Source organism: Halorubrum sp. PV6, assembly GCF_003990725.2.
Classification (GTDB): Archaea; Halobacteriota; Halobacteria; order Halobacteriales; family Haloferacaceae; genus Halorubrum.
Window position 1 is genome coordinate 2451301 of record NZ_CP030064.1, and the last position, 25604, is coordinate 2476904.

Here is a 25604-nt window from a genome sequence, read left to right on the forward strand (position 1 = left end):
ACGACGGCGATTTTCGACGCTATTTATAAACTGAGGCAGTCGACACGCGGCTCGTCACGACTCCTTATAAACGGGCCGCGCGGAGTTCGACACCACGAGGATGCTGCTCGCCGCCATCGCGACCGCCGCGAACAGCGGGTTGAGGACGCCGGAGACCGCCATCGGGATGGCGACCGCGTTGTAGACGAACGCCCAGCCGAGGTTCTGCTTGAGGCGGCGGTTCGTGCCGTGCGTGACCGCGAACAGTTCCGGGATCGCCGAGAGCCGGTCTTCGAGCAGGACGGCGTCCGCGGCGTCCGCGGCCAGGTCTGTCCCGCTGGCGACGGAGATGCCGATGTCGGCCGCGGCGAGCGCGGGGGCGTCGTTGCTCCCGTCGCCGACCATCGCGACGCGCTCGGTGGCGGTCAGCCGGCGGACCGTCTCGGCTTTCGCCTCCGGCGGGACCTCCGCGAACGTCTCGTCGATGGCCGGATGGTCCGCGAACTGCTGGGCCGCCGCGGGGGAGTCGCCGGTGAGGACGACGACGCGCCGCCCGTCCGAGGCGAGGGCCGTGACGACCGGCTCCCAGCCGTCGCGGACCTCGTCGCCGACGACGAGGACGCCCGTGACGACCCCGTTCCAGCCGACGTACACCGGGACGCGACCCGCGTTACGGGCCTCGGTGCCGACGCCTTCGAGCGATTCGGCGACCGTCCACTCCTCGCCGTCGACCAGCGAGCGATGCCCGACGACGACCTCGTCGCCGTCGATCCGCCCGGAGACGCCCTTATCCGTCACCGTCACGTCCGCGACGGAGAGCGAGTCGTCGGGGCCGGCGGTCGGGGCGTCCCCGGTCGCCGCGTTGGCGTCGACCGGTGCTGAGCCGTCGGCCGTCGTCCCGCCGTCGGTCGCCGCGCGGTCGCGCTCCGGCGCGTCCGCCGCGGGTTCGTCTCCGTAGACCCCGGCGACGATCGCCTCCGCGATCGGGTGAACCGAGGCGCGTTCGAGCGCCGCGGCCCGCTTTCTGACGGTCTCCGGGTCCGTTCCGTCGGTCCGGGTGTCGAGAAGGCGCATCTCGCCGTCGGTGAGCGTGCCGGTCTTGTCGAGGACGACCGTGTCCACGTCGGTGGCCTCCTCGAAGACGGCGTCGGAGACGACCACGATCCCCCGCTGCGCCGCGTCGCGGATCCCGGCCGCGACCGCGAGGGGCGTCGCGAGCCCGAGCGCGCAGGGACACGAGACGATGAGCACCGTGAGCCCCACGAGCGCCGCTTCGACGGGCGCGGCGCCGAGCGCGAGGGTCGCTCCGGAGGCGACGACGGCGACGGCGATGACAAGCGGGACGAACACCGTCGCCAGCTTGTCGACGAGCCGCTGGATGCCCGACCGCGAGCTTTGGATCTCCCAGAGCAGCCGCACGAGCGTGTCGAGCGTGCTCTCCGCGTCCTCGCCGACCTCAACGACGACCGGCGCGTCGGTGACGACGGTGCCGCCGCGGACCGCGTCGCCCTCGCGTTTCGTGGCCGGGAGCGACTCGCCGGTGACGAGCGCCTCGTCGACGGCGGCCGTCCCGTCGACGACGGTGCCGTCGAACGGGACGCGCTCGCCGGGGCGCACGAGCAGCCGATCGCCCGGCTCGACGGCGTCGGCGGCGATCGTCTCGCCCGCCTCGGTTCGGACGTCGCGGTCGGTCGCGGTGGTCAGCTCCGAGAGGGCGCCCGTTGCTCGCCGCTTGATCAGCGACTCGTAGTGGTTGCCGGCGGTGACCACGAGGATGACCGCGATCGTCACGTCGAAGTACAGGTCGGTCCGGCCGAGGAACATCGCGAGGGTGCTGTACGAGTAGGAGCTCACCGCCGCGAGCGACACCAACAGATCCATGTTGGGCTGTCTGGCGCGGAGGCTCACGTACGCCCCCCGCAAGATGGGGAAGCCCGTATAAAAGAGGACGATCGAGGCGAACACCCACACCTGCGTGAACAGGTACAGTCCGGAGATGCCGCCCAGATCGAGGAAGGGCTCGTAACCGAAGTAGGTGGGATACAGGAAGACGACGTACCACAGCATCGCCATCATCCCGAAGAAGCCGCCGCCGATCAGGAACCGCACGACGGCGTCGTCGCTCGACCCCTCGGGGTCGGCGCGGCTGCTGGCGGTGTACCCGGCGACCGACAGCCGGTCCGGGAGTTCGTCGGGCGTGACGGCGTCGGGGTCGTAGTCGACCCGGATCGTGTCGGTGGCGTAGCTCGCCTCCGCGGCCGCGACGCCGGGCTGTTCGCCCGCGGTCATTTCGAGGAACGACTCGCAGGTCGCACAGTGCATGCCGTCGACGTGCAGGAACGTCGTCTCGCCGTCGAACGCTTCGTCGGGTTCGGCGGCCGGCCGGCGCTGTTCGACGTCGTCGAGCCCCTCGGCGTCGTCGAGCGAGCGCGAGACGGCGAGACAGCCGCGACAGCAGAACTCGCCGTCGACGTCTGGGGCTGTGTGCGGGTCGTCCCCGGTCGGCAGGTCACAGAGTGTACAGGATGACATGGGTGATCGCGTCCGCACGGGCGGCCGGCACCGCACTACGTGCTGCCCGGTCGTCGGCCGTGTCGAGGTTCGTCGTCGGTCCGGCCGCGCGTCGCCGGTCGACCGGAGCCGTGCACGCTTCGATTACGCCTGTTCGGGGTCGGCCGTCTCGCCGCTGAATCCCGGCAGACTGCCGCCGGTCGCGATCCGGAGGCTGGCCCAGATGAGCAGGACGTTCACTAACGTGATCGCGACGTACAGTTCGGCTCGGTCAGCGATGAACACCGCGGCGGGGACGAGCCCGCCGAGCACGAGGAGAACCGCTTTCTGGATGGAGAAGTTCATGGCGTAACCAACGGTCGCACGAACATATATAAGATCCGTGTTTTCAGGCTCCGAGAACGGGTGTGAATTATATGCCTCCGACCGAATAACGACCTCTATGGGAAGCAACGAGACCGCGCACGCGTCGTCGGAGGACGTGGGCGGAGACACAGAAGAGTTCGACCCGATCGGGACGCTCACGTTGATCGCGATATACTTCGCGATCCTCGTACTCGCGTGGGTGTACATCTACTACATCGAGTTCCTCGGCCGGGATCTGGTCGTCGTGGGGTAATATCGAGATGCACATTCACGCATACGAAAAACTCTGGCTCGCCGCATCGATTCTGCTCATCCTGCTGCTCATCGGTTCGGTCACGTACGGCGCCGTCGGTCCGGGCGTGGCGATGGTCGCCGACAGCGAGCAGCCGATCGACGCCGGCGGGCTCGACGAGGACGAGCGCTTCTCCGAGCCGCGCGTCGAACAGGTCGGTGAGAATCACTACGCCGCGTACGTCGTCGCCTACCAGTTCGGATTCGAGCCGAATCCGATCGTCGTCCCCGAAGATAGCACGGTGACGTTCTACGTCACCTCTCGGGACGTGATCCACGGCTTCGAGGTCGCCGGGACGAACGCGAACACGATGGTGGTCCCCGGCGAGGTCGCCGAGATCACCGTCGAAGTCGACGGGGAACAGGAGTACGGACTCCTCTGTAACGAGTACTGCGGCGCCGGCCACCACGTCATGGAAGGGAAAGTGAACGTCGTCAGCCAGTCGGAGTTCGAATCGCGGAACAGCGGAGGTGAGGACGCATGAGCGAAGCCATCGAAGCCGAACAGTCCTTCGTCGACAAGTTCCCCGACGAGGCGCGCATCGTCCGATCGTCGTTCCTCGGGTCTTTCTTAGCGCTGATCTTGGGTGCCATCTTCGGCATCATCCAGACCCTCCACCGGACCGACGTGGCGCGGATCATCCCGTCGACCGACTACTACACCGTGTTGACCGCTCACGGGGTGTTCCTGGTGATCAGCTTCACCGTCTTCTTCCTCGTGGGCCTGTTCACCTGGGCCATCGTTCGAAGCCTGGATCGACCGCTCGTGAACACCAAAATAACCTGGACGTGGTACCTGATCATGTCGGGCGGGATGACGATGACCGGCATCTCGATTCTCGCCGGCTTCGTCGATTCGATCGACATGAGCGCGGACGTCCTGTACACGTTCTACGCGCCGCTGCAGGCGCACCCGCTGTTTTACACGGGGCTCGCCGTGTTCATCGTCGGGTCGTGGATCGCCGGCGCCGACTGGTTCCGGACGTTCCTCGCGTGGCGGCGCGAACACCCCGACGAGCGCATCCCGCTGCAGACGTTCATGGTGTTGACCACGATGGCGATGTGGTACATCGCGTCCTCGGCGGTGGCAGCCTCCGTGCTCCTCTTCCTCCTGCCGTGGTCGCTCGGCTTCATCGATCAGGTGAATCCGACGCTGACCCGGACGCTGTTCTGGTTCTTCGGTCACCCGGTCGTGTACTTCTGGCTGATGCCGGCGTACATGCTGTGGTACACCGTGCTGCCGAAGATCGCCGGCGGGCGGCTGTTCAGCGACCCGCTCGCGCGCGTCGTGTTCGTGCTGTTCCTCCTGCTTTCGACCCCCGTCGGGATCCACCACCAGTACCTCGATCCGGGGATCGCGGAGGGGTTCAAGTTCATCTCGATGACGAACACGATGTTCCTCCTGCTCCCGAGTCTGCTCACCGCCTTCACCGTCGTGGCGAGCGTCGAGTACGGCGCCCGCCAGCGCGGCGGTAGCGGTCTCCTCGGTTGGCTCACCGATCTCCCGTGGCGGAAACCGGAGTTCACGGGCATGATGCTCGCGGGACTGATGTTCGCCGCCGGCGGCTTCTCCGGCATGGTGAACGCCGGGATGAACATCAACTACATGATCCACAACACCATCTGGGTGCCGGGCCACTTCCACCTCACCGTGGGGACCGCGGTCGCGCTCACGTTCATGGCCGCGACCTACTGGATCTGGCCGCAGATCTCCAACAAGCCGATCTACAGCCGGACCATCGGCTTGGTGCAGGTCGTCGTGTGGTTCATCGGGATGGCGCTGATGTCGAACGCGATGCACGCACAGGGGATCATGGGCGTCCCGCGCCGGACCGCGGAGCCGGAGTACTCCGGGTTCGACTACGCGACGATGTTCGGCGGGTTCGAGGAGCTCAACATCCAGATCGCGATCGGCGGGACGCTGCTTTTCGTCTCGACGATCCTCTTCATCGGGAACCTCCTGTTGACGATGGGGAACCCGAAGGTCTCCGGGCTCGCCGAGTCGCTGCCGCCGGCGCTGTCCGGACCGACCGACTCTCCGGAAGTGCTGGATAACCTCCGTCTGTGGGTGGGCATCGCGCTCACGCTCGTCGTGCTCGCGTACGCGCTCCCGATCGCCGCGATCATCAACCGCGGCGGGCTGCTCGGACCGGGCGTCGGCACGTATCCGGTGTGGCTCACGCCCCTGTTCGACGCGCTCGCGAACAGCGCGACGATCGCGATCGGTGCGGTCGGCGACGCGTCGGCCGCGCTCGTCGAGGTGGTCAAATGAGCGTGGACGTGACCCGCGGCGGGCTCTTCGTGACGCTCGCCATCTTCGGCGTGATCATCTACGAGATGCGGACCGTCCTCGACTTCGTCGGGGTCGAACTCCCGCTGATCCCGTATATGGCCGCGGTCTTCATCCTCGCCGGGCTGACGGTTTGGATCATCACGCTGAAAGGCGGGTGGCGGACCGAGCCCGAGCGCGACAAGCCCGCGTAACGGCCGCCGTCTTTTCCTGCGATTTCGGTTCTCTCGACCGCGCCAGTTATGCCTTCTCGGTACAAGACAGAAGCATGGGCACGACGCGCGTCACGGTTCGGTGTTGCGACTGTTCGTTGACGACGACGCACGACACGCTTCGAGACGCGCGACTCGCCGTCGACGACCACGAGTCGGCGGCCGGCCACGACGTCGCGTGGACCATCGAGTCGCTCGATGCGGGCGTTTCGAAGGCCGGCGCTGACGCCGGCGTCTGCGGTCGACCCGAGTGCGCGAACGACGACTCACCGCTCGTGAACCCGGCGCCGCCGGAGCGAGAGCCGTAGCGCCGCCGGCGTCTGCGCTCGCGGAGCGGCTGAGACGCGCGAAGAACGGACGTAGAGGCGCCTCAGGCGAGAGAGTATATAAATTCGCAGCACTCGTTCTTTATATTGGAATTAACATACAATATTAAATCCGTGGGGCCGAAAGAGTGTACTGTACGCATGTCCACCACCGATATCGAACCCACGGATACCGTCGACGCCCGCGGAGCCGCCTGCCCCGGACCGCTGATGGACCTCATCGGTCGCGTTCGGTCCGCAGGCTCGGGAGACGTGATCCTCCTTTTAAGTGACAACGACCAGTCGCTGACCGACGTCAGAGAGTGGGTCGGCGAGACCGACAACGAACTGCTCGAAGTCGACGAGGCGGACGACCACTACGGCTTCTACGTGGAGGTCGCGTGAGATGACGGACCGAATCGCCATCCTCGGCGGGGGGACCGGCGGGGCGGTGCTCGCGAACAACCTCGCGGAGCGGCTCGCCCCGGAAATCGACGACGGCGACGTCGAGGTGACGCTCCTCAACGACGGTCCGGACCACGTGTACAAGCCCGTGTGGCTGTACGTGCCGTTCGGACAGCGCGAGCCGGCCGACGGCCGCCGACCGCTCGCCGACCTCGTCGACGACCGGATCGACCTCACGATCGACCGCGTGACCGATATCGACGCGGACGCGAAGTCGCTCGCGCTCCGCGACGCCGCCAGCCCGCTCGATTACGACTACCTCGTCGTCGCCACGGGCTCGACGCTCGCCGCCGACGAGATCCCGGGGCTCGCGGAGGGGGGCCACGACTACTACTCGGAGGAGGGCGCGCTCGCGCTCAGAGACGAACTGCTCTCGATGACCGAGGGGCACCTCGTGGTGAGCGTCATCGGAACGCCCCACATGTGTCCGGCGGCGCCGTTGGAGTTCGCGTTCATGGCGGACGACTGGTTCCGCGAGCGCGGGCTCCGCGACGACATCGATATCACCTACACGTACCCGATCAACCGCGTCCACGGAAACCCCCACATCGGCGAGTGGGCGGACCCGATAATGGCGGAGCGGGACATCAACACGGAGACGTTCTTCAACGCCGAGTCGGTCGATCCGGAGGCGAAGACGATCACCTCGATGGAGGGGACCGAACTCGACTACGACCTGTTGGCCGCGATCCCCCCGCACCGCGGGGTCGACGTGGTCGCGGACGCCGACCTCGGCGACCGCGGGTGGGTCGACGTCGACAAACACACCTTGGAGGCCGAGGCGGCCGACGACGTGTACGCGCTCGGCGACGCCGCGACGACGGGCGTCCCGAAGGCCGGCAGCGTCGCCCACTACCAGGCGGGCGTCCTGGCACAGCGGCTCGAAAGCGAGATCCGCGGGCGGCCGGCGACCGCGACCTACGACGGGAAGACGCTCTGTTTCATCGAGACCGGGATGGACGCCGCCTCGTTCGTCGAGTTCGACTACCAGAACCCGCCGTCGCCCGCGCCGCCGTCACAGAAGCTCCACTGGTCGAAGCTGGCGTACAACGAGTCCTACTGGCTCACCGCACGGGGGTTGCTCTGAGATGACGGCCAACAGCACCGAGACGGAAGGCCCCGACGAGTCGGAAGAGGAGCCGCGAAGCGCCGAGGACCTGGACCGCGACGAGCTCGAAGCGATCGTCGCCGAGAACCCCGAGGCGGTCGCGGCGTTCGTCGACCGGCTCGGCGCGGTCAACGAGTTCCTCGACGTGGTCGCGCTCGGCGAGAACGCGCTCACGGACGAGATGGTCGTCGAACTCGCGGGCACGGCCTCGACGCTCGCGGAGTCGGCGGACGGCCTCGCGACGGACGAGACCGTCGCGCTCGCCGAGACCGTGGGAAGCAACGGGACGGAGTTACAGGCGGCGATGGAGACGCTGATCACGCTCCAGCGGAGCGGGACCTTAGACGAACTCGCCGAACTCGCCGAGGTGGGGTCGCTCGCCACCGCCGCGCTCGACGACGAGATGGTTCGCTCGCTGGCGAAGACCGGCTCCGGGCTCGGTGAGGTGGCGGACACGGCCGCGGACGACGACACGCGCGACGGGCTGAAGACGCTGCTTTCCGGGGTCGGTGCCGCCCAACGGAGCGACCCGGAACCGGTGGGCGCGCTCGGGCTGGCGCGCGGCATTCGCGACCCGGAGATCCAGTACGGGCTCGGCTACGTCCTCGCGATTTCGAAAGCGATCGGGAGAGCGCGAACGGACATCGGAGACGAGTCGTAAGGGAGGATCGACAGCACCGACCGCGAGGAGCGCGACCACGAGGCGGACGAACGCGACCACGAGGCGGACGAACGGAACCCGCGTCGGCGAACCACCCGACTTTTTGATCACCCCGAGCGTCGGCAGGAACATGTCACCGACTGACAAGACACTCACGTTCGGCGTCCTCGGGACGGCGAACATCGCGAAGAAGGCCGTCATTCCGGCGATTCGAGCGAGCCAGCACGCGGTCGGCGCCGTCGCCTCTCGTGACGGCGCCCGCGCGGAGCGGTTCGCCGCCGAACACGGGATTCCGCGCAGCTACGGGGCGTACGAGTCGCTGCTCGAAGACGACGGACTCGACGCGGTGTACGTTCCGCTCCCCAACGAACACCACGCCGAGTGGACGAGGCGGGCGGCCGACGCGGGGCTCGACGTGCTCTGTGAGAAGCCCTTGGCCGTCGACGCGGCGGAGGCCCGCGAGGTGGTCGCCCACTGCGAGGACCGCGGAGTCACGCTGATGGAGGGGTTCATGTATCGGTACCACCCCCGGACCGAACGCGTCCTCGAACTGGTCGAGCACGAACTCACCGACGTTCGGACGGTGACCGCCACCTTCCGATTCCCGCTGTACGACCGGCCCGGCGACGTGCGCCTGAACGACAGCCCCGGCGGCGGGTCGCTGATGGACGTCGGGTGTTACCCCATCTCGCTCGTCAGGACGGTTCTCGGAGAGCCCGACCGGGCGTATGCGCACACGAACGACACCCGCGGCGTCGGGGTCGACACCGAGTTGGCGGGCGTCTTGGAGTACGCCGACGGGCGGTCGGCTCGGGTCGCCTCCGGCTTCGACACGCAGTTGATCCAGCGCTACCGGATCGACGCGACCAACGGGTGGATCGTAGTTGAGCAGGCGTTCGACGCTCCCGCGGACGAGCCGGTCGAGGTCACCTACCGGATCGACGGCCGGCGAGGCGTCGAGACGTTCGAGCCGGTCGACCAGTACCGCCGGCAGGTGGAGCATTTCGCCGACCGAGTCGCCGCCGGCGAGGCGCCCCTGACGGACGGGGCGGAGGCGGTCGCGAACATGCGAGTTATCGACGCGTTAGACCGGAGCGCCGAGAGAAATGAGTCGGTCGCGGTCGAGGACGTATAAACCGGGTCAGACGAGCAGTTGGATGTCCGCGTCGACCATGTCTTGGAACGCGGAGGCAGCGCCGACGCCGGTCGTAACGCCGTCGTAGAAGTCGTCCTCGTCGTAGCCGAGGAGGTCGATCGTCATCTGACACGCCTGTAGCTCGACGCCGCTGGCGAGCGAGGTCTCGATGAGTTCTTCGATCGACGCGACGTCGTTGTCGTCGATCTTGTTGCGCATCATGCGCGTGGTCATCCGATCCATGCCGGGGAGCGCGGCGATCGCGTTCGGGACGGGCATGTTCGGGTTCCCCACGGAGCTGAGCTGGAGGTTCTTCGAGTTCTCCTCGTGGAGGATCTCAAGTCCCCAGAACGTGTGGAAGAGGGTGACGTCGTAACCGAACGCGGCGGCGGTGCTCGCGAGGATGAGCGGCGGGTACGCCATGTCGAGCGTGCCCTTGGTGGCGATGATCACCATCTTCTGCGGGCCACTATCGTCGACCTCCGACTGGAGGTCCGACACCTCGGTTTCGAGCGCTTCGATGCGAGCCTGCAGGTCGGCGACGGCTTCGGGGTCGAGGTCGTCGGGAGGCGACGCCGGAGTGTCCGTGCTCATCTCACTCGGTCTTCCGGACGTAGTGTTTGTACACGTCCTGTCCGCCCTCGGTCGCCTCCTGCTGGTCGACGAGCTCGGCGCCCTCGGTCGACTCCGCCCAGCCGCCGATGTCGCTCATGCTTCCGGAGTCGGTGGAGACGATTTCGAGCGTCTCGCCGACGGGAAGGTCGTCGAACGCGCCTTTCGTCTTGATGACGGGCATCGGGCAGTTCTGTCCTTTCACGTCCAGCGTCTCGGATGCGGTTTCAGTACTCATTGGTAGATCCCCCGTGTTGGGGCTAATACACAATACTGGGTCGGCCAGTATAAGTGTGTCGATGCTTGTGGTTGACTTGAAAGACTGAACTATTCACTCACCCACCTATCACTCATGCGAGCGCACAAAGACTCTACCATCTACTGCGAGATATTGATATTGTGTGTATAGTGAATTACTATACAAACCCTTAAGTTGCTCCTCCCGTTACGTGGTACTGTACATGGACCCAGACGAGATGGACTTTCCGACGCCGGACTCGGACGTTGACTCGATCGCCCCGGAAACGCTCAAGAGCCGCATCGACGCCGGGGAGTCGGTGACGCTGCTCGACTCGCGGATGTCGAGCGACTACGACGAGTGGAAGATCGACGGACCGAACGTCGAGTCGATCAACGTCCCCTACTTCAACTTCCTCGACGAGGAGATCGACGAGGCACTCCTCGACCGCGTTCCCGACGACGAACACGTCACCGTCCTCTGTGCGAAGGGTGGCGCCAGCGAGTACGTCGCCGGTGCGCTCGCCGACCGCGGCTACGACGTCGACCACCTCGAAGACGGGATGAACGGCTGGGCGTCGATCTACGAGGCCCACGAGGTGACCGACTACGACGGGCCGGGAACGCTCGTGCAGTACCAGCGCCCCTCCAGCGGCTGCCTCGGGTACCTCCTGTATGACGACGACGAGGCCGCGGTCGTCGACCCCCTGCGCGCGTTCACCGACCGCTACCTCGCGGACGCCGAGGAGCTGGGCGTCGACCTGAAGTACGCCTTCGACACCCACGTCCACGCCGACCACATCTCCGGACTCCGCGAGCTCGCCGACGAGGGCGTCGAAGCGATGCTCCCGTCCGCCGCCGCCGACCGCGGCGTCACCTACACCGACGCGGTCACGCTGGTCGAGGACGGCGACGAGTTCGCCGTGGGCGACGCGACCGTCGAGACGGTGTTCACGCCCGGCCACACGACCGGAATGACCTCCTACCTGCTCGGCGACAGCCTGCTGGCGACGGGCGACGGGCTCTTCATCGAGAGCGTCGCGCGTCCCGACCTCGAAGAGGGCGACGACGGCGCCCCCGAGGCGGCCCGCATGCTGTACGACTCGCTACAGAACCGCGTCCTCGCGTTCGACGACGACGTGCTCGTCGGCGGCGCGCACTTCAGCGACGCCGCGGAGCCGGCGGCAGACGGCACCTACACCGCACCGGTCGGCGAATTGCGCGAGCGGATGGACGCGCTCTCCGCGGACGAAGACGAGTTCGTCGACATCGTCCTCGCGGACATGCCCCCGCGGCCGGCCAACTACGAGGACATCATCGCGACGAACCTCGGGCAGAACGTCGTCGACGACAGCGAGGCGTTCACGCTCGAACTCGGACCGAACAACTGCGCCGCGAGCCAGGATGCGCTCACGAGCGACGACTGATCCGATCGTGAAGACACGCCACGAGCGGCCTCGGACTGCCGGGCGCGCCCGACCGGGAGGTGAGCGGCGGTGATAGACGCCGTCTTCGCCGACCTGCTGGGGAGCCAGACCGTCGAGGCGCTGTTCCCGAACGGGGTCTCGCGATACGCCATCGGCGGCCTCCTGGTGGGGCTCGGGACGGTGATGATCTACCTCGGGACGGGGATCACGGCCGGTGCGAGCACGTTCCTCGAATCGACGCTCTCGTACGTCTCGGGGAAGTCCCGGTTCGCGCAGTACCGCCCGTCTCGTGACTGGCGCGTCGTGTTCACCCTCGGGATCATCGGTGGTGCGGCGATCTACGCGATAATCTACCAGGGCGACCCGTGGTCGATAGCCGGCAGCGGATGGACCACTGACGTGTCCATCTGGCGGCTGTTCGTCGGCGGCATCTTCGTCGGCATCGGGACTCGGGTCGGGAAGGGGTGTACCTCCGGACACGGGATCTGCGGCGTCGGCTCGGTGTCCCGAACCTCGCTGGTCGGCGTGGCGACGTTCCTCGTCGTCGCCATCATCACCGCGAACGCGGTCGCCGCGCTGGGGGTGGGGCTGTGAGCCGACATCCCCTGTTCATGCCGCTGGTGCTCGCCGGGGGGCTCGTCTTCGGCTTCGGCCTCGGCTTCAGCCACATGGCACGCCCGGAGGTCGTCATCGACTTCCTGACCTTCGACGACTTCGGGCTCCTGTTCGTGATGTTCGGCGGGTCGATCGTCGCCGGCCTCGCGTTCTGGACCGTCCCGAAACTGCGCGGGAGCGCGCCCCTCACCGGGCGGCCGTACGGCCGCCGGCTGAAGTCGTTCGACCGCAACGTGTTGATCGGCGGGAGCATCTTCGGCGTCGGCTGGGGGCTCTCGGGCATCTGTCCCGGCGCCGCCTACGCCAGCCTCGGCGTGGGCAACTGGCCGATCCTCTTTGCGATCGGCGGGATGTTCATCGGCGCGTACGCGCAGGGCGCGTGGCGGAGCCGCAGCGTCGACGAGCCGACGGTGGCCCCGAGCGACGACTGAGACGGACGCCGGGCGGACAGCGGTTCGCCTCGCGTCGCCGGCTGTTTTCGATACGACCCATCGACGAGCGAATCCGACCCATCTTATGACACACGACAGGACAGACACACCGAGAGCGGACGACCCGAGCGACGAAATCGACGACCCGAGCGAGCAGTCGCCCGAGCCGGACGGAGAGAGACGTGTTGTCGCCGGCGACGGGCCGACGGTGTCGACGTCACGCGTCGTCGATATCGCGACCTCGCTGCTCGCGATCGACACGCAGAATCCGCCGGGCGACGTGCGCGAGGCGATAGCGTACACGGAGGACCTGCTCTCGACGGCCGGCTTCGCCACCGAACGTGTCACGACCGACCCCGCGAAACCGAACCTGATCGCGACGCTACCGGGTGAGTCCGACCGCACGCTCCTGTACAACGGCCACGTGGACACCGTGCCCGTGGACGCCCAGGCGTGGACGTACGACCCGTTCGGCGAGCGCGACGGCGAGCGCCTCTACGGCCGGGGCGCGACCGACATGAAGGGCCCGCTCGCCGCGATGCTCGCGGCCGGGGAGGCGCTCGCCGCTGCCGACCGCGACCCGCCGGTGTCGCTCGCGTTCGCGGTCGTGAGCGACGAGGAGACCGGCGGCGACGCCGGCGTCGACACCGTCGTCGAGCGCGACGCGCTCGGCACTCTCGCCCCCGACGGATGCGTCATCGGCGAGACGACCTCCGCGGGCGACCGCTACTCCGTCACCGTGGCCGACCGCGGGAGCATCTGGCTGACGCTTCGCGCCACCGGCACCGCGGCGCACGGGTCGCGCCCGTCGCGCGGCGACAACGCCATCGACCGACTGTGGGAGGCGGCGTCGCTAGTGCGGTCGCGGATCGCCGCCCGCGACATCACCCTCGACACGGCGCTGCGACCGATCGTCGAGGAGTCCGTCGCGTTCTACGAGCCGACCCTCGGTGCGGACGCCGCCCGCGACCTCTTCGAACACCCCACCGTGAACCTCGGGACGATCGAAGGCGGCGACGCGGTGAACACGGTGCCCGACTCGGCGACCGCCCGCCTCGACATCCGGCTCACCGCCGGCGTCGACACCGCGGACGTGCTCGCCGACATCCGCGAGTGTCTCGCTGAGTTCCCCGCGATCGCGATCGCCGACGTGAGCTGGTCGGTCGGGAGCCACGAGCCGGTCGAGAGCCCGCTGGTTGAGGCCGTCACGAAGACGGCCGAAGGCGTCGTCGGCGACCGGATCTATCGGCGGAGTGCGACCGGCGGCGGCGACGCGAAGACGTTTCGCCACGCCGGCGTGCCGACCGTCGAGTTCGGGATCGGGACCGACACCGCCCACGCTGTCGACGAGTACACGGCCGTGGAGGCGCTGGCGCGGAACGCGGCGGTGTACGCTCGGCTCCCCGCGGTGTGGGAGTCATTTTTATAAGGGAACGGACGCGCTGCTGGGAAGTCGGCGTGTTTTATAAAAGGGTGAGGAGCGCCGAGAGGGTGTAGCGTACCCTACTCGTTGCCGAACATCTGGCGCATCATCGGATGCATCTCCATTAGCTGCTCTTCGGCGATCTCCTCGTACAGCTTGTACGTGATAGAGACCGCAAGCAGCAGCCCGGTTCCGGAGACGTTACCGATGGTGCCGAGCAGGTTCGCCATGACGGCGAGGAGCCCGACGAGGGCCCCGCCGATGACGGTCACTTGCGGGATGTACCGCTCCATGACCTTCTCGACGACCTGCGGGTTGCGACGGAAGCCGGGGATCTGCATCCCGGAGTTCTGGATCTGTTTCGCCGTCGCCTCCGGGCCCATCCCGGTGGTCTCGACCCAGAAGATGGCGAAGATGGCCCCGCCGACGACCATGAACGTCAGGTCGATGCCGAGCCGAACCGCGATCATCCACGGATCGACCGACGCGGGTATCTCGCCGAGGAACCACATCCAGTCTTCACGACGCTGGATGGGGTTCAAGTAGTAGAACAGCCCGGAGATGGGCTGTCCTTGGTCGCTGTACGTCCCGAGCCATCCCGGCATCCCCGCCCACTGCGAGGAGAGGAGCTGCCCGACGAACTGGATGTTCGCCTGCAGCGCCCGGACGAGGATCATCGGCAGGACGGAGGCGTAGATGAGCTTCACCGGGAAGCGCCCGCGAGCGCCTTTCACCCGTGCGTGTGACAGCGGAATCTCGACGCGGACCGACTCCGCGTACACGACGATCCCGAAGATGAACAGCGTGGTGAAGAGCGCGAGGATGTTACCGGGGTCGAAGAGCAGGTTCTGGAGCCCCTCCGCCGTGAACGGCGACAGCGACACCGGGACGCTCCCGACGATGATGCCGTACCAGTTGGCGAAGAACCCGGACGCGCCGAGCGCCGAGAAGCTGAAGAACCCGCCGACGATCTGCTGGCTCACCGACGCGATGATGAACAGCCCGACGCCGGAGCCGACGCCCCACTTGCTCACGATCTCGTCCATGAACAGGAGGAGGACGCCGCCGATGAAGATCTGCACGAATATCAGCGTCTGTACGCCGAACGTCCCGATGCCGAGGCTCTGTCCGACGGCCGGACTCGCGGGCAGGAAGGAACCGGTGAACACCATCGGGGCCGCCGTCAGGGCGGTGACGATGACCACCAGAAGCTTCTGGAGGCCCTGATAGAGGACCTGGTCGCGCGGGTCGTCGGTATCGAGCCCCAGCAGGTTCGCGCCGCCGAGAAGCTGCAAGACGATCGACGCCGTGACGATCGGTCCGATACCGACCTGCAGCAGCGATCCGGACGAGCCGGCAAGCACCGACCGGAACTGCCCGAAGAAGTCGGAGCCCTGGCCGACCGCCAACCCGAACGGGTTGATGTTCGTCAGGAAGAAGTAGACGACCAGGATACCGGCCGTCCACGTGAGCTTCCGTTTAAACGGAACGTGACCCGCGGGCCGCTCCACGACGGGCATCCGCGTGAGTACCGGTTCGGCGACCTCCTTCCAACTCATTGGTTACGCCTCGTCGTCCTCGTCGTCTGAAGTGTTTTCCGGTTCGTCAGCGGCTTCCTCGGCGCGCTCCGAGAGCGCTGCCTCGCCGCCGGCCTCTTCGATGAGTTCGACCGCGCCGGCAGTGAACGCGTCGGCGGTGACGTGCAGTTCGCGACGAACCTGCCCGCCGCCGAGCACCTTCACGACGTCGGCTTCGTAGCCGTCCTCGACGACGTCGCGCGCGTCGATGACGTACGCGTCGCCGTCTTCCTCGGCGAGGTCGTCCGCGGCGTACAGCGCCGCGTCCTCGTCGAGTTTCTGGACGGTCACTTCGAGGACCTCGGTCTGCGCGCTTTCGGGGCGTTTGAACCCGTACTTGCCGAGCGGACCGTAGTTGTGGAACTCGTGTTTCGCGCGACCGGCCGCACCGCGGCCGCCGCGGTGACCGGCGCCGCGCCGGTTCTTGTGCGTGCCGCCGCCGTGCGTTCGGGAGCCGCGCTGTCTGCGTTTCTTCCCCGTCATCGCATCGCCTCCAGGAGGCCGTCGATGGCCTCCGTGCTGTGTTTGCCGAGTTCGCCGCCCTCGATCACGGGGTGTTTGATGCCCTCGTGACCGCCGCGGGGGGCGTGAAGGCGGAGCGTCGGCGAGAGACCCTCTTCGCGCAGGGTCGTCTCCTCGGCGACGAGCGCCTCCGCCAGCGCCGCCAAGTCGGCGTAGTCGGTGTTGTCGGCGATCCACGCGTCGTCGATGTCGGCGGAGCCCTCGAGGGGCTCGCCGCGTCGCGCGATGGTGTTCACGACAGCGTCGACGCTCGGCTCTCCGAACGCGACGACGTCGTTCACCTTGGTGATCATGCCGCGGTACGAGTCCGTCTCGGGAACGAACGTCGCGTGGTTGACGCGCCCGACGTTCAGCATGTCGAGCGTGTCTTCGACGCCGTACTCGAGGTTCACATCGCCGCGGAGTTGCACGATCGCTTGCATCACTCGCTCACCTCGTCGTAGTGGACTTCGCGGGCGTGCTGCGGCGTGCGAGCCTGCGCCGCGTTCTGCAGCGCGTTGAACGTCGCCTTCGCGAGGTTGACCGTCGTCCGCGTGTTACCGTCGGAGTTCGTCCAGGCGTCCTCGACGCCGGCGAGTTCCAAGATGTTCCGGACCGTCTCTGCCGCCGCCAGCCCGAGCCCCTGCGGGGCGGGCTGAATCTCGACGGTGACCGAGCCGGCCTTCCCCTCAGCCTTGCGGGTGAGAGAGTTCGTGCCGCCGGGCTGGTCCTCCCAGGACCCGGAGCCGCGGTCGACCTCGATGATGTTCAGCTTCGCGACGTCGATGGCCTTCTGGATGGCACCGCCGACCTGATCATCTCGGGCCTGCGCGTAGCCGAGGTAGCCGTCGCGGTTGCCCACGGCGACGACACAGCGGAACTTCACGCGGCGCCCGGAGTCAGTCATGCGCTGGACCATGTTGATGTCCAGCACTTCGTCTTCGAGCCCCGGAAGGAGCTGGTCGACGATCTCCGCCTCCTTCAGCGGGAGGCCGGAGTCGAGTGCCTGTTCCATCGACGAGATGTCGCCGTTCTGCACCTTGCGGCCGAGTCGCGTCCGCGGTTCCCAGCCGTCGTTGTGTCTACTCATGGTCCTCCTGGATTGTCGCGAGCACGTCGTCGAAGTGCTCGGGTAAGTCGACGGCGTCGAACGCCCCGCCGTACAGCGGCTCGTCGAGCTGCTCGTCGTACGCGGCGATGTGCTCGCCTCGCGTACGCGACCAGTCGGCCAGCACGTCGTCGTTGTGCGGGATTTCGAGGCCGGCGTCGATCGCTCCTTCCTGTACTGCGAACGTCTTGTTGCCGGGCGTCGCCGTGTTGAGCCCGATGTCGAGGACGGCCTCGTCGAGGCCGGCGTCGACGGCGCGGGCGCCCGCGAGGTACCCGGTGAGGTACGCGCTCGGAAGGTTCCCCGTAGGGGCCTCCCAGCCGTACTCGCCGAGCTCCTCGCTGGAGGCGGCCGCGTGGGTCTCGTCGCCTTCGGATCCGGGAGTTACCAGCTGCGCCCTGACGTGAGCGTTGCTCACCCGAGCGACCAGGCGAGGCTTGCCCGATTTCAACAGGCGCAACCTCTGGTGGTAATCCGTCCGGACCTCGCGGCGGCGCCGCATCGGCACCTTGTATCGTGGTCCTGTCGCCATTAGTCCGTCACCTCGTAGCCGTACTGCGTCTGGATGTACGCCTCCAGTCGCGCGACGTCCTCGAACTCGCCACCGCTCGCCTTGTTGTAGAGCGTGCGGTATTCGCTGGCGTCGAGCACGTCCTCCTCGTCGCGGAGCGCCTTCAGTCGGGCGCGCTGCGCGCGGATCCGTGCCTTCCAGTCGTCTTTCGTGTTCTGCCGCGCACCGGACTTACCCTTCCGGGTACCGGCGCCCGACTGGTGACCGTACGAGCGCTTCTCGGCGCGCTCGCGGGCTCGACCGCGGGAGTTCGTCTTCGCGTCCTTCGCTTGGATCGTGCCCTGGTCGATGAGTTCGCGGACGTCTTCGCGCGTGATGGCGTCCTCGATCTCCTCCTGTGCCTCGGGGTCGAGCCAGACGCGGCCCTTGCCGACGTCGAGCTCGTCCGCTGCGAGCCGTTTCTGTGCCTTCAGATCACTCATCGTCGACCTCCACTTCGACGTAGGTCGGGTTCAGCACGCGAATCTCGCGCTCTTCCGCCTCGTCTTCGATCAGTTCGCGCTTGCGCCCGCCGACCTTCGAGGCGATCCGAACCGCCTGTTTGTCGCCGTCAACGCCCTCGAGGTCGTCCGTGTTGTGCACACGGACCTCCTCGAAGCCGCTCGGGTGCAGGTCGCGGGACGCCTTCGGGGAGCGGAAGCCCGCCTCGACGACGGGACCTTTCGCTTTCATCCGACGGCGCTGCTTGGAGAGCCCGCCGCGCGGCTTGCGCCACGACGTCGGGATGCGCTTTTTCTTGTGGTAGTCCTGCCGGTTGAACTGCGGTTTCCCCTCGCGGTGCTTCTGTGCGAGCGCGCGAGCGGTATCGTCGTCCAGTTCCGGCGTCTTATCGGCGTGACCGCGGGGGCGAAGCTCCGTCTCGACGTCCTCGTCGGCGTCGGCCTCGTCGGCCTCTTCCTCCTCGTCCGTCTCGTCTTCGATCTCCGCGTCCGCCTCCTCGTCGACCTCCAGCCCGCCGACGTCGGCCTTGATTCGCGCTGCGAGCGCGTTACCGACGCCGTCGACCTCGGAGAGCTCCGACTGGGAGGCGGCCTTCACGTCTTCGACCGTCTCGTAGCCGGCCTCGCGAAGGGCGTCTGCCTTCGAGGGACCGACACCGCTGATATCTTCCAGTTCGTCTGCCATTGGTTAGGCACCTCCGGTGGGCTTCTCGACGATGTACACGCCGTCTTGGAAGACGCGCGTGTCCTTGTCGGTCACCTTCGTCAGCTGTTCGATGTCGGCGGCGGTCTGCCCAACGGCCTCCTTGTCGGAGCCCGTGAGCGTGACCGTCTCGCCGTCGATCTGTACGTCCGTGTCCCCGCGGATCGGGGTGCGTCGCTGTGCTCGCTCGCCGAGGAAGTTCTCGATGACGACCTCGTCGCCCTCCACGGTCACCTGCATCGGGAAGTGGGCGTAGTACACTTCCATCGTGTACTCCCATCCGTCGGTGACGCCGTGGATCATGTTGGCGACGTGGCTCTCGAAGGTGCCAACCGTGGCGTTCGTCTTCGCGTCCTCGTTCTCGGAAGCGATCGCGACGACACCGTCTTCGACCGTGACCTCGACGTCGGGGTACCAGAGGCGTCGCGTGACGCTTCCGTTGGGACCCTCGACGGTGAGTTCGAGGTGGTCGGTCTCGGCGGAGACGTCGTCCGGAATCTCGATTTCGACTCTGTTCATTGTTAGTAGACGTATGCGATCACTTGGCCGCCGATGCCCGCTTCGCGGGCCTCGTAGTGGCTCATGACGCCGTGGCTCGTCGTGACGATGAGCGTCCCGTAGTCACGGGCGGGGAGGTATCGCTTCTCCCACTTCTCGAACTCGTCTGCACCCGCGGAGTAGCGGGGCTTGACGGCGCCACACTCGTTGATCGCTCCTTTTAGTTCGACCTCGAACTTCCCGGCTTTCCCGTCGTCGACGTACTCGAAGCCGTCGACGTACCCGCGGTCGTAGAGGACCTCGAGGACGGAGCCGATGATGTTGGAGGCGGGCTCAACCGTGTACGACAGGTGGCCAACGCTCTCGGCGTTGTCCATGCCGGCCAGCGCGTTGGTGAATGGATCGTTTCCCGTCATGATCAGCTGTACTTCTCGAATCCCATGTCTCGGGCGACCTCGCGGAAACACTGCCGGCAGAGGTTGATGTCGTACTTGCCGACGAGCCCCTGCTCGCGGTCGCACCGCCGGCACGTGTGCCGGGAGTCGGTGCGGTTCGACGCGTGTTCGCCCGTGTCGTTGTTCGCTTCGCTCATTCCGTTACCTCAACGTCGAAGTTCGTTTCGAGGAACGCAGCCGCGTCCTCGGCGGTCATCCGGTGTTTCTGCGGGATGGAGGCGGTCGCCTTGTCCCGCTTCGACACGCGGTAGCCGGGACGGACGATGGTCGTCGTCACGTCGAGGCCGTAGATACCGATGTTCGGGTCGTACTCCTGGCTCGGGAAGTCGGTGTGGTCTTCGACTCCGAAGCTCAGGTTCCCCGTGTCGTCGAACTGGTTCCGCGAGACGTCAGCGACGTCGAGCGCGGTCGCGAGGAACTCGTGTGCGTCCTCGCTGCGCAGCGTCACCTTGACGCCGATCGGGTCGCCCTTGCGGATCCCGAACTCGGCGATGGTGCGCTTCGAGGTCGTTCGGACCGACTGCTGGCCCGTGATCTCCTCGATGATCTCTTCTGCGTCCGCGAGCGGCTCACCGCCCTGTCCGACGCCCATGTGGACGACGACCTTCTCGAGGTACGGCTCGCGCATCTCGTGAGCGGCGGCTTCGGATTCACTCATCCGAATCACCCGTCTCGTCGTCGCCGGTGAAGTTCTCGTCGATGACGACGAGGTACTCCTCGACCGTCTCGTACCCGTCCTCGTCGTCGCCGACGAAGACCGTGTTCGAGCCGGAACCGAGCGTCACGTCGATGTCCGCCACTTCGCCGATGCGGCCGGCGTGCTGGCCGGCGACGGCGGTGACGAGCGCGCCCTCTTCGTACTCGAAGTGGGCGACGATCTCCTTCGACTCGTTGTCGACGACGATCGAGTCTTTCGTGTCGTACTCGGTGTCCGCGTCCACGAGGACGTTCGTCCCGTCGTGGAGCGTCAGCTGCACGTCGCCACCGGGGACGACGGACTTGTTCGTGATCTTCCCGAGCCGGCTCCCGGCGGCCTCCTCGTCGACGGGGGTCAGCGCGAGCCGACCGCCCTCGTCGGGGAAGACGCGGAAGGACTCCTCTCGCTCCGGGAACGCCAGGATGTCGAACATCCCGATCGGACGCTGCTCGTCCGAAACCGCGTCACCGTTGACGAGAATCGAGTCGTTGTTCAGCGCGTAGCGCGCCTCCTTGGTCGAGTCGACGTAGCCGAGCACGTCCCGCAGCAGGACGACGAGCGGAACGCCCGCCTCACCGTGGGGGCCGGCGCCGGCCTTGACGGTGAACGTGTTCGTCTTCCGCTCGACCGGCCAGGAGTTCGGTACTGCCAGTCGCTTCTGATGTCGCGTCATTCGTTATCCTCCTGGAGCCGCGCCTCCCGGCGCTCGTCTTCCAGGTCCAGTTCGGTCACCCGGACGTTGCTCGCCGGAAGCGGACGGGGAACCTCTTCTCCGTCCGCCTTCTCGACGGTAACGCCCTCGACGGTGATCCGTTCCGCGGACAGGTCGACGGCGACAACGTCTGCCTCCGTCCCGGCCGCGTCGCCGCGAAGCACCTCGACGGTGTCGCCGGCGTTGACGCGGACGTTCCGCTGCCCGTACTCCGCACGGAGGTCGTCCGTGAGGGTGGCTCGAACCTGGCTCTGCCGCTCGTGGAGCGGCGCGGTCTCCGACCGTTTTCGCTGTTTGCGTGGCTGTTTCGTCATGGTTAGACGATCATCGTCGCGGTCGAGGCGATGCTCCCGAATCGTTCGGCGACCTCGCGAGCGACGGGGCCTTTGATCTCCGTGCCCCGCGGCTCCTCGAGGTCGTCGATGATGACGGCCGCGTTGTCCTCGAACTTTACTCGGGTCCCGCTCGGACGGCGGATCGGCTTGCGCTGGCGGACGACGACCGCCTCCAGCACCTGCCGCCGCATCTCCGGGGTCCCTTTGGTGACCGAGACGGTCACCTTGTCGCCGATACCTGCCTTGGGGTGACGGTTCTTCGTGCCGGAGTAGCCGGCCACGGAGATAACCTTCAGCTCACGGGCGCCGGTGTTGTCGGCGCACGTGATGAGCGAGCCCTTCGAGAGCCCTTGCGTGACGTCGGCCTTGAGCGCCTCCATCACAGATCACCCGACAGGTTCTCGACGACGACGTGGGACTTCGTCTTCGAGAGCGGTCGCGTTTCCGCGATTTTTACTTCGTCACCGACTTCGAGCGAGTCGAGCACGCCCGGCACGTGAGCCGGGATGCGCGACCGACGCTTCATGTACCGATCGTATTTCGGTACGAACACGTCGTATTCTCGCTCGACGATGACGGTCTTTTCCATATCCGTCGACACGACCGTTCCCTCACGGGTCTGGCCGCGGACGGAGAGCTGCCCGTAAAAGGGGCACTTCTCGTAGTCGTAATCCTCCGGGTTGTCTGGCTCCGGAGGCGTGGGTACGTCGATTCCTATCGCCATTGTGTGACACCTCGTTCGGTGCGTTCGGCGGGTCGATGCCGTAACCGCTCGCCATCCACCGTCGCGTAGACCACGTCTTTGCACTCGCCGCGTTGGCTCGCCGGACCCGCGTCGTCACCGGCGACGACGGTTGTGGATCCGGACGGGCCAGACTGACGGGGGCGAACCCCCGTAGTATCCGACCCGAGTTGGGACGCAGACCCCGACGACTGGTCGTCGCCGGCGGCTTCATCTGTGCGTGTGGTCGGTCGATCGACGACCGCGAACTCGAACATCGCGCCCGCTTTGGGCACGCGTTTGTCCCCCGACGGGGTTCGGACCACGAGGGTCCCGAACGTCTCCGACAGCACGCGCCCGGCGATACCCACGTGGGCGTCGCTGGCGGCGTCGGCCACCCGAACCGGGAGGCCGACGAGTTCGTGCCGGGAGAGTGTGTCGGGGGAGATCATCGTTATTCGTCGTCGAAGTCGCCTTCTTCCTGCTGGATCGTCTTGATCCGCGCGATCGTCTTTTTCATCTCCTTGACGCGGCCGGGACTCTCCGGCATTCCGCCGGCCGCCCGCTGCGCCTTCGAGTTGAGCAGCTCGGTTTCGAGCTCTTCCAGTTCGACCTGGCGCTCGGCTGCCGTCATGTCGCGGATCTCGTCGGTGTAGAGGATCGCCATTTATTCGTCCCCCTCGTCTTCGTCGGCCGCTTCCATCTCTGCGACGAGGTCGGCCGCCTCCGATTCGATCTCCTCGTCGAGCTCGTCGACATCGTCCGCGTCGGCGTCGCCGACCGGCTCTTCGGCGGCAACGTCGGTCGCGTCCGCAGCCGTGTCCTGCGTCTCCTCGACGACCTCTTCGACGACTTCCTCGTCGATGACGTCGGCGGGGTCCTCGTCGGGCACGTCGACCTCCTCGTCGGCGCCGACGTCCGGCACCTCCTCGGGCTCCTCTTCGAGGAGCGATTCGACGCCCTCGTCGTCACCGACGTCGACGGTCGCCTGCTCGACTTCTGGGACCTCGGCGTCCTCGCGGATGTCGAAGTCGTCCGGGAGCTGTGCGCCCGGCGGGATGATCTTCACGTTGACGCCGATCGTCCCGAGCTTCATCACCGCGACGCCCTGGCCGTGGTCGACGACCTCCTCTGCGGGCTCGCCGTTGTGTTTGATGTAGCCGCGGTTGAACTTCTCGACGCGCGAGCGTGCACCCGTGACCTTCCCGCTCAGGACGATTTCGGCGCCGAGGGCGCCGGCGTCCATGATCCGGTCGATGGTCGTGTGACCGGCCTTCCGGAAGTACCAGCCGCGTTCCAGTGCGTTCGCGAGACGGTCCGCGACGATCTGCGCGTTCAGGTCGGGCTCGTCGACCTCCTGAACGTCGATCTGCGGGTCGTCCATGTCGAAGCGGTCCTCGAGCTCGGTGGTGATCTTGCGGATGTTCTTCCCGCCCTTCCCGATCACCATGCCGGGCTTTTCGGCCTTCAGGACGATCTGCGTGCCCATCGGCGTCTGAGCGACGTCCATGCCGCCGTAGCCGGCGCGGCCGAGCTCGTCCGCGAAGAACTCGTTGATCTGTGAACGGCGCAGGCCGTCCTCGATGAATTGGTGTTCGTCAGCCATTATTCGTCAGCCTCCGGCTCCTCGATGATGAGTTCGACATCGGCGAGGGTGGTATTCCACTGGGTCGCGCCCGCGGCTCGCGGGTTCCGACCGGGTCGTTCGCCGACCTTGTGAGGGGCGACGTGTTTGATGATCATCTCCTCGCCGTCGAACCCCTGTTCGATGGCGTTGTTCTTGACGTTCTCTAAGAGCTTGAGGAAGTCCTTCGAAGCCTTCGCCGGGTAGCGACCCGCGTCCCAGCCGTCGATGTCGGAGCGGTGGCCCGCGCCGGCGTTGTGCTGGCGCATCGGCACCGAGGTCTCCTCGTCGATGACTTCCTGCAGGAACTCCTCGGCGTCGGCGACGGTTTCGCCTTTGATCTCTCGGGAGATCTCCTTGCTGTCCTTCACGCTGATGGGCCGATCGCGGAGCATCCCCTTGGCGGTGGTCTCCGGGTCGGCCTCGACGCTGTAGTTGATTCCCATGGATTACTTGAGGGGCACGAACTTCGAGGACCGGGTCGCGCCGATGCCGGCCTGACCGTGTTCGACGGTGCTTCGAGTCAGGTGGAACTCACCGAGGTAATGACCGATCATCTCGGGTTCGACCTGCACGCGCTCGAAGCTGTGTCCGTTGTACACGGAGAAGGTGACGCCGACGAACTCCGGCAGCACCGGCATATCGCGCAGGTGCGTTCGAATCGGGTTGTCCGCCGTCGTCTCCTTGTCGCGGCTCCGGACCGTCTCCAGCAGCTTCTGCTGTTCGGTGCCGAGGCCGCGAACGATGCTTCGCCGCTGGCGAGCGGGGAGCAGTTCCGCGACTTCCTCTACGTCCATCTCCTGTAGCTCGTCGAGCGAGTGACCGCGGTAGGCGAACTCCTTGCCCTCGCGGCCGGTGCGGTAATCTGAACTCATTTGTTGCCACCTCGTCCGGTGCGCTTGGATGCGATGTCACCGACCTTCCGTCCCGGCGGGGCGTCCCGCGAGACCGACTTCGGCTGGCCGGGGTGTTGGCGACCGCCCCCACCGAAGGGGTGGTCGACGGCGTTCATCGCGACGCCGCGCACGCGCGGGTATTTGGTCCCGCGCGCTTTCATCTTGTGGTGTTTGTTACCGGCCTTGACGAAGGGTTTCTCCGTCCGACCGCCACCGGCGACCACGCCGATCGTGGCGCGGCACTGCGGGTCGAGGCGCTTCACTTCGCCGCTGGGAAGCTGAACGACCGCGACATCGCGGTCGTGGGTGAGAAGCGTCGCGGACACGCCGGAGGCGCGCGCAAACTTCCCGCCGTCGCCGCGGTTACTCTCGACGTTACAGACCGGGACACCCTCGGGGATCTCGGCCAGCGGGAGCGTGTTCCCCGGCTTGATCTCCGCCGAAACGCCGACCTGAATCGTCTCGCCCACGCGCACGCCTTCCGGCGCGAGCACGAGCCGACGGTCGTCGTCCTCGAACTCGATCTCCGCGAGCGGAGCCGAGCGAGCGGGGTCGTGTTCGATCCCGACGATTTCGCCGGTGATCGTGTCCACGTCTTCGAGCTTCTTGTGCGACAGTTCCGCCTTGTAGCGGTGGGAGGGGGCCCGGAACGTCGGGCCGCCGCGTCCACGCCGCTGTCCTTGGATTCGTCGTCCCAT

The 25604-nt window shown here is 66.8% G+C and carries 38 protein-coding genes; 13 read left to right on the forward strand and 25 right to left on the reverse strand.

All coding sequences use genetic code 11. The features are described 5' to 3' along the window. Positions 1–54: 54 nt before the first annotated feature. Both DOS48_RS26225 and DOS48_RS26230 read right to left on the reverse strand, forming a co-directional pair. On the reverse strand, positions 55–2511 hold the full coding sequence (locus DOS48_RS26225; RefSeq protein ID WP_127118537.1) for a heavy metal translocating P-type ATPase: 2457 nt from the start codon (positions 2509–2511) through the stop codon (positions 55–57). Positions 2512–2634: 123 nt separating this feature from the next. After that, entirely contained in the window at positions 2635–2835 is a 201-nt protein-coding gene (locus DOS48_RS26230) for a hypothetical protein (RefSeq protein ID WP_127118538.1), read from the reverse strand. A 97-nt stretch (positions 2836–2932) separates the two neighbouring features. Here DOS48_RS26230 and DOS48_RS26235 point away from each other — a divergent pair, with 97 nt between their 5' ends. The 9 genes from DOS48_RS26235 to DOS48_RS26275 all read left to right on the forward strand — a co-directional run bounded on the left by DOS48_RS26235 (position 2933) and on the right by DOS48_RS26275 (position 9323). Continuing rightward, positions 2933–3109: a hypothetical protein gene (locus tag DOS48_RS26235; RefSeq protein ID WP_168654266.1), complete on the forward strand. Its 177-nt coding sequence runs from the start codon at positions 2933–2935 to the stop codon at positions 3107–3109. Positions 3110–3116: 7 nt separating this feature from the next. Continuing rightward, on the forward strand, positions 3117–3632 hold the full coding sequence (locus DOS48_RS26240) for a cytochrome c oxidase subunit II (RefSeq protein ID WP_127118539.1): 516 nt from the start codon (positions 3117–3119) through the stop codon (positions 3630–3632). Beyond that, on the forward strand, positions 3629–5419 hold the full coding sequence (locus DOS48_RS26245) for a b(o/a)3-type cytochrome-c oxidase subunit 1 (protein ID WP_127118540.1): 1791 nt from the start codon (positions 3629–3631) through the stop codon (positions 5417–5419). Before DOS48_RS26240 ends, DOS48_RS26245 begins: the two co-directional genes overlap by 4 nt. Then, positions 5416–5631, forward strand: coding sequence for a CbaC protein (locus tag DOS48_RS26250; RefSeq protein WP_127118541.1), 216 nt, complete (start codon positions 5416–5418; stop codon positions 5629–5631). The genes DOS48_RS26245 and DOS48_RS26250 overlap by 4 nt, the downstream gene beginning before the upstream one ends. Before the next feature lie 74 nt (positions 5632–5705). After that, entirely contained in the window at positions 5706–5957 is a 252-nt protein-coding gene (locus DOS48_RS26255) for a hypothetical protein (protein ID WP_127118542.1), read from the forward strand. Between the two features lie 159 nt (positions 5958–6116). Continuing rightward, positions 6117–6359, forward strand: coding sequence for a sulfurtransferase TusA family protein (locus tag DOS48_RS26260; RefSeq protein WP_127118543.1), 243 nt, complete (start codon positions 6117–6119; stop codon positions 6357–6359). Position 6360: 1 nt separating this feature from the next. Beyond that, positions 6361–7506: an NAD(P)/FAD-dependent oxidoreductase gene (locus DOS48_RS26265; RefSeq protein ID WP_127118544.1), complete on the forward strand. Its 1146-nt coding sequence runs from the start codon at positions 6361–6363 to the stop codon at positions 7504–7506. A gap of 1 nt (position 7507) precedes the next feature. Beyond that, the gene (locus DOS48_RS26270; protein WP_127118545.1) at positions 7508–8188 is read left to right on the forward strand and encodes a DUF1641 domain-containing protein; all 681 of its coding nucleotides are present in this window, start codon (positions 7508–7510) and stop codon (positions 8186–8188) included. A gap of 130 nt (positions 8189–8318) precedes the next feature. Continuing rightward, positions 8319–9323, forward strand: coding sequence for a Gfo/Idh/MocA family protein (locus DOS48_RS26275; RefSeq protein WP_127118546.1), 1005 nt, complete (start codon positions 8319–8321; stop codon positions 9321–9323). A gap of 6 nt (positions 9324–9329) precedes the next feature. On the opposite strand, the gene DOS48_RS26280 is transcribed toward DOS48_RS26275, so the two are convergent. Beyond that, positions 9330–9917 carry a DsrE/DsrF/DrsH-like family protein gene (locus DOS48_RS26280; protein ID WP_127118547.1) on the reverse strand — a complete coding sequence of 196 codons (588 nt, stop codon included), beginning with the start codon at positions 9915–9917 and terminating at the stop codon, positions 9330–9332. A gap of 1 nt (position 9918) precedes the next feature. Further along, on the reverse strand, positions 9919–10173 hold the full coding sequence (locus DOS48_RS26285; RefSeq protein ID WP_127118548.1) for a sulfurtransferase TusA family protein: 255 nt from the start codon (positions 10171–10173) through the stop codon (positions 9919–9921). A gap of 223 nt (positions 10174–10396) precedes the next feature. Between DOS48_RS26285 and DOS48_RS26290 the strand changes: the two genes are divergently transcribed. The 4 genes from DOS48_RS26290 (at position 10397) to DOS48_RS26305 (ending at position 14074) form a co-directional block, all read left to right on the forward strand. Further along, positions 10397–11599 carry an MBL fold metallo-hydrolase gene (locus tag DOS48_RS26290; RefSeq protein ID WP_127118549.1) on the forward strand — a complete coding sequence of 401 codons (1203 nt, stop codon included), beginning with the start codon at positions 10397–10399 and terminating at the stop codon, positions 11597–11599. Positions 11600–11668: 69 nt separating this feature from the next. After that, the gene (locus DOS48_RS26295; protein WP_127118550.1) at positions 11669–12193 is read left to right on the forward strand and encodes a YeeE/YedE family protein; all 525 of its coding nucleotides are present in this window, start codon (positions 11669–11671) and stop codon (positions 12191–12193) included. 17 nt (positions 12194–12210) lie between these two features. Next, the gene (locus tag DOS48_RS26300) at positions 12211–12645 is read left to right on the forward strand and encodes a YeeE/YedE family protein (RefSeq protein WP_127118910.1); all 435 of its coding nucleotides are present in this window, start codon (positions 12211–12213) and stop codon (positions 12643–12645) included. A gap of 85 nt (positions 12646–12730) precedes the next feature. Continuing rightward, positions 12731–14074: a M20 family metallopeptidase gene (locus tag DOS48_RS26305; protein WP_127118551.1), complete on the forward strand. Its 1344-nt coding sequence runs from the start codon at positions 12731–12733 to the stop codon at positions 14072–14074. Between the two features lie 74 nt (positions 14075–14148). Here the strand turns inward: DOS48_RS26305 and secY are convergent, their stop codons facing one another. From secY to DOS48_RS26410, 21 genes are read right to left on the reverse strand one after another with little or no spacing between them, the layout of a single operon-like run. Then, a complete protein-coding gene (gene secY / locus DOS48_RS26310) occupies positions 14149–15627 on the reverse strand; it encodes a preprotein translocase subunit SecY (RefSeq protein ID WP_127118552.1) in 1479 nt (492 codons plus the stop codon). Positions 15628–15630: 3 nt separating this feature from the next. Continuing rightward, positions 15631–16128 (reverse strand): uL15m family ribosomal protein, encoded by a 498-nt coding sequence (locus DOS48_RS26315; RefSeq protein WP_127118553.1) that lies wholly within the window; start codon positions 16126–16128, stop codon positions 15631–15633. Then, the gene (locus DOS48_RS26320) at positions 16125–16589 is read right to left on the reverse strand and encodes a 50S ribosomal protein L30 (protein WP_127118554.1); all 465 of its coding nucleotides are present in this window, start codon (positions 16587–16589) and stop codon (positions 16125–16127) included. The genes DOS48_RS26315 and DOS48_RS26320 overlap by 4 nt, the downstream gene beginning before the upstream one ends. Further along, the gene (locus tag DOS48_RS26325; protein WP_127118555.1) at positions 16589–17236 is read right to left on the reverse strand and encodes a 30S ribosomal protein S5; all 648 of its coding nucleotides are present in this window, start codon (positions 17234–17236) and stop codon (positions 16589–16591) included. Before DOS48_RS26325 ends, DOS48_RS26320 begins: the two co-directional genes overlap by 1 nt. After that, positions 17229–17786, reverse strand: coding sequence for a 50S ribosomal protein L18 (locus DOS48_RS26330; protein ID WP_127118556.1), 558 nt, complete (start codon positions 17784–17786; stop codon positions 17229–17231). Before DOS48_RS26330 ends, DOS48_RS26325 begins: the two co-directional genes overlap by 8 nt. Then, positions 17786–18247 (reverse strand): 50S ribosomal protein L19e, encoded by a 462-nt coding sequence (locus DOS48_RS26335; RefSeq protein WP_127118557.1) that lies wholly within the window; start codon positions 18245–18247, stop codon positions 17786–17788. Before DOS48_RS26335 ends, DOS48_RS26330 begins: the two co-directional genes overlap by 1 nt. Then, positions 18240–18950, reverse strand: a complete 711-nt coding sequence (locus tag DOS48_RS26340; RefSeq protein WP_127118558.1) for a 50S ribosomal protein L32e — start codon at positions 18948–18950, stop codon at positions 18240–18242. The genes DOS48_RS26335 and DOS48_RS26340 overlap by 8 nt, the downstream gene beginning before the upstream one ends. A gap of 3 nt (positions 18951–18953) precedes the next feature. Then, complete coding sequence (locus DOS48_RS26345; RefSeq protein ID WP_050025364.1) at positions 18954–19487, reverse strand: 50S ribosomal protein L6; 534 nt, start codon at positions 19485–19487, stop codon at positions 18954–18956. 2 nt (positions 19488–19489) lie between these two features. Next, positions 19490–19882 (reverse strand): 30S ribosomal protein S8, encoded by a 393-nt coding sequence (locus DOS48_RS26350; protein ID WP_004597419.1) that lies wholly within the window; start codon positions 19880–19882, stop codon positions 19490–19492. Positions 19883–19884: 2 nt separating this feature from the next. Next, positions 19885–20058 (reverse strand): 30S ribosomal protein S14, encoded by a 174-nt coding sequence (locus DOS48_RS26355; protein ID WP_127118559.1) that lies wholly within the window; start codon positions 20056–20058, stop codon positions 19885–19887. Next, positions 20055–20579, reverse strand: coding sequence for a 50S ribosomal protein L5 (locus tag DOS48_RS26360; protein ID WP_127118560.1), 525 nt, complete (start codon positions 20577–20579; stop codon positions 20055–20057). The genes DOS48_RS26355 and DOS48_RS26360 overlap by 4 nt, the downstream gene beginning before the upstream one ends. Then, on the reverse strand, positions 20572–21291 hold the full coding sequence (locus DOS48_RS26365) for a 30S ribosomal protein S4e (RefSeq protein ID WP_127118561.1): 720 nt from the start codon (positions 21289–21291) through the stop codon (positions 20572–20574). Before DOS48_RS26365 ends, DOS48_RS26360 begins: the two co-directional genes overlap by 8 nt. Next, positions 21288–21644 (reverse strand): 50S ribosomal protein L24, encoded by a 357-nt coding sequence (gene rplX / locus DOS48_RS26370; protein WP_127118562.1) that lies wholly within the window; start codon positions 21642–21644, stop codon positions 21288–21290. Before rplX ends, DOS48_RS26365 begins: the two co-directional genes overlap by 4 nt. 2 nt (positions 21645–21646) lie before the next feature. Then, positions 21647–22045, reverse strand: a complete 399-nt coding sequence (locus DOS48_RS26375; RefSeq protein WP_094521931.1) for a 50S ribosomal protein L14 — start codon at positions 22043–22045, stop codon at positions 21647–21649. Next, the gene (locus tag DOS48_RS26380; protein ID WP_127118563.1) at positions 22045–22389 is read right to left on the reverse strand and encodes a 30S ribosomal protein S17; all 345 of its coding nucleotides are present in this window, start codon (positions 22387–22389) and stop codon (positions 22045–22047) included. The genes DOS48_RS26375 and DOS48_RS26380 overlap by 1 nt, the downstream gene beginning before the upstream one ends. After that, positions 22380–22838 carry a ribonuclease P protein component 1 gene (locus DOS48_RS26385; RefSeq protein WP_127118564.1) on the reverse strand — a complete coding sequence of 153 codons (459 nt, stop codon included), beginning with the start codon at positions 22836–22838 and terminating at the stop codon, positions 22380–22382. Before DOS48_RS26385 ends, DOS48_RS26380 begins: the two co-directional genes overlap by 10 nt. A gap of 2 nt (positions 22839–22840) precedes the next feature. Beyond that, positions 22841–23053 carry a 50S ribosomal protein L29 gene (gene rpmC / locus DOS48_RS26390; protein ID WP_127118565.1) on the reverse strand — a complete coding sequence of 71 codons (213 nt, stop codon included), beginning with the start codon at positions 23051–23053 and terminating at the stop codon, positions 22841–22843. Further along, entirely contained in the window at positions 23054–23992 is a 939-nt protein-coding gene (locus DOS48_RS26395) for a 30S ribosomal protein S3 (protein WP_127118566.1), read from the reverse strand. Next, entirely contained in the window at positions 23992–24456 is a 465-nt protein-coding gene (locus DOS48_RS26400; RefSeq protein ID WP_127118567.1) for a 50S ribosomal protein L22, read from the reverse strand. Before DOS48_RS26400 ends, DOS48_RS26395 begins: the two co-directional genes overlap by 1 nt. A gap of 3 nt (positions 24457–24459) precedes the next feature. Continuing rightward, positions 24460–24885, reverse strand: coding sequence for a 30S ribosomal protein S19 (locus tag DOS48_RS26405; protein WP_127118568.1), 426 nt, complete (start codon positions 24883–24885; stop codon positions 24460–24462). Then, positions 24882–25604 carry a 50S ribosomal protein L2 gene (locus DOS48_RS26410; protein WP_004047227.1) on the reverse strand — a complete coding sequence of 241 codons (723 nt, stop codon included), beginning with the start codon at positions 25602–25604 and terminating at the stop codon, positions 24882–24884. Before DOS48_RS26410 ends, DOS48_RS26405 begins: the two co-directional genes overlap by 4 nt.